General features: G+C 52.6%; 1 tRNA gene and 2 rRNA genes (1 of these 3 cut by a window edge). All 3 read right to left on the reverse strand.

Annotated features, from left to right (window positions below):
* Position 1 precedes the first annotated feature (1 nt).
* Positions 2-78: transfer RNA gene (locus FAP39_RS17080), tRNA-Met, on the reverse strand.
* Between the two features lie 94 nt (positions 79-172).
* Positions 173-287, reverse strand: a 5S ribosomal RNA gene (gene rrf / locus FAP39_RS17085).
* 110 nt (positions 288-397) lie between these two features.
* Positions 398-2,500, reverse strand: a 23S ribosomal RNA gene (locus FAP39_RS17090); it runs 731 nt beyond the window's last position.

Consider the following 2,500-nt stretch of genomic DNA (forward strand, 5'->3'; position numbering starts at 1 on the left):
TTGGTTGCGGGAGTAGGATTTGAACCTACGACCTTCAGGTTATGAGCCTGACGAGCTACCGGGCTGCTCCATCCCGCGCCAATAGGCGCACTTTGCGCTTGCCCCAAATGTTTTGATTTATTTGGGGTAATTTTCATCGTTTTGAGAGATACAGACTTGAGCTATTTACTAGGTTTGGCGATGACCTACTCTCCCACACCTTAAGATGCAGTACCATCGGCGCTACGGTGCTTAACTGCCGGGTTCGGGATGGGACCGGGTGTTTCACTCGCGCTATGATCACCAAACCGAGTAAATAGCTCAGGTCTGGTTGTTGTCCAAGTCTTATACGCTGAACTTGTGTGTTCGTGTATGCTTTTGATTTATTTTTCATAGCCTAGTCTGGCTATTACTGGATCAAATCAAGCCTATCGGGCAATTAGTACCAGTCAACTGAACGCATTGCTGCGCTTACATCTCTGGCCTATCGACGAGGTGGTCTACCTCGGCCCTCAGGGATACCTTGTTTTGAGGGGGGCTTCCCGCTTAGATGCCTTCAGCGGTTATCCTGTCCGATCATAGCTACCCAGCACTGCTCCTGGCGGAACAACTGGTACACCAGTGGATCGTTCACCCCGGTCCTCTCGTACTAGGGGCAACTCCTCTCAAGTATCCTACACCCACGGCAGATAGGGACCGAACTGTCTCACGACGTTCTAAACCCAGCTCACGTACCTCTTTAAACGGCGAACAGCCGTACCCTTGGGACCTGCTCCAGCCCCAGGATGAGATGAGCCGACATCGAGGTGCCAAACACTGCCGTCGATATGGACTCTTGGGCAGTATCAGCCTGTTATCCCCGGCGTACCTTTTATCCGTTGAGCGATGGCCCTTCCACTCGGGACCACCGGATCACTATGGCCGTCTTTCGACTCTGCTCGACTTGTCAGTCTCGCAGTCAGGCTGGCTTCTGCCATTGCACTCAACGAGCGATTTCCGACCGCTCTGAGCCAACCTTCGCGCGCCTCCGTTACGCTTTAGGAGGCGACCGCCCCAGTCAAACTACCCGCCACACAGGGTCCCGGATCCAGATAATGGACCGCGGTTAGACATCAAGCAGAGCAAGGGTGGTATCTCAAGGGAGGCTCCACGATGACTGGCGTCATCGCTTCAAAGCCCACCACCTATCCTGCACATGCTCGGCCTAATGCCAATGTGAAGCTGTAGTAAAGGTGCACGGGGTCTTTCCGTCTAACCGCGGGAAGCCTGCATCTTGACAGGCAATTCAATTTCGCTGAGTCTATGTTGGAGACAGCGGGGAAGTCGTTACGCCATTCGTGCAGGTCGGAACTTACCCGACAAGGAATTTCGCTACCTTAGGACCGTTATAGTTACGGCCGCCGTTTACCTGGGCTTCAATTCAGAGCTCTCACCCCTCCTTTTAACCTTCAGGCACCGGGCAGGCGTCAGACCCTATACGTCGTCTTGCGACTTCGCAGAGCCCTGTGTTTTTAGTAAACAGTCGCCACCCCCTGGTTTGTGCCCCCAGTCAATACTTGCGTAGAAACTGGGCCTCCTTCTCGCGAACTTACGGAGGTATTTTGCCGAGTTCCTTCAACATAGTTCTCTCAAGCGCCTTGGTATTCTCTACCTATCCACCTGTGTCGGTTTAGGGTACGATCTCACGGAGGGCTATTTCCAGGAACCACTCAACGGCCTCCCCAATCCAATAAGGGGAAACAATCTCTGTGATCCGTCACATCCTCCTGGCCCAGGAATATTAACCTGGTTCCCATCGACTACGCCTTTCGGCCTCGCCTTAGGGGTCGGCTTACCCTGCTCAGATTAGCTTTAAGCAGGAACCCTTGGATTTTCGGCGAGAGTGTCTCTCACACTCTTTGTCGCTACTCATGTCATCATTCTCACTAGTGATCTCTCCACCGGATCGCTCACGCGCCGGCTTCACTGAAAGCTCCTTATCCTCCAAGGCAGTCCGAAGACTGCTAAAGAGGACAGGAACTATGTCACACTACGCTCTGCTACCATGCAATAAATGCATCCTAAGCTTCGGCTCATGGCTTGAGCCCCGTTACATCTTCGCCGCAGGACAACTTAATTAGACCAGTGAGCTGTTACGCTATCTTTAAAGGATGGCTGCTTCTAAGCCAACCTCCTGGTTGTTTTGGTCGTCCCACCTGCTTTCCCACTTAGCCATGAATTAGGGGCCTTAGCTGTAGGTTAGGGTTGTTTCCCTCTCCACAACGGACGTTAGCATTCGCTGTGTGTCTGCCATCTAGTACTCCTCGGTATTCGGAGTTTGGTTAGGATCAGTAAACCTGTGGGGTCCCATTACCCATCCAGTGCTCTACCCCCGAGGGTATTCGGATGACGCTCTACCTAAATAGATTTCGCAGAGAACCAGCTATCTCCGAGTTTGATTGGCCTTTCACCCCTAGGCACAGCTCATCCCGATCTTTTTCAACAGATGTGGGTTCGGTCCTCCAGTAAGTGTTACCTTACC

The sequence above is a fragment of the Shimia litoralis genome, from assembly GCF_005518135.1.
In the GTDB taxonomy this organism is placed as follows: Bacteria; Pseudomonadota; Alphaproteobacteria; order Rhodobacterales; family Rhodobacteraceae; genus Shimia_E; species Shimia_E litoralis.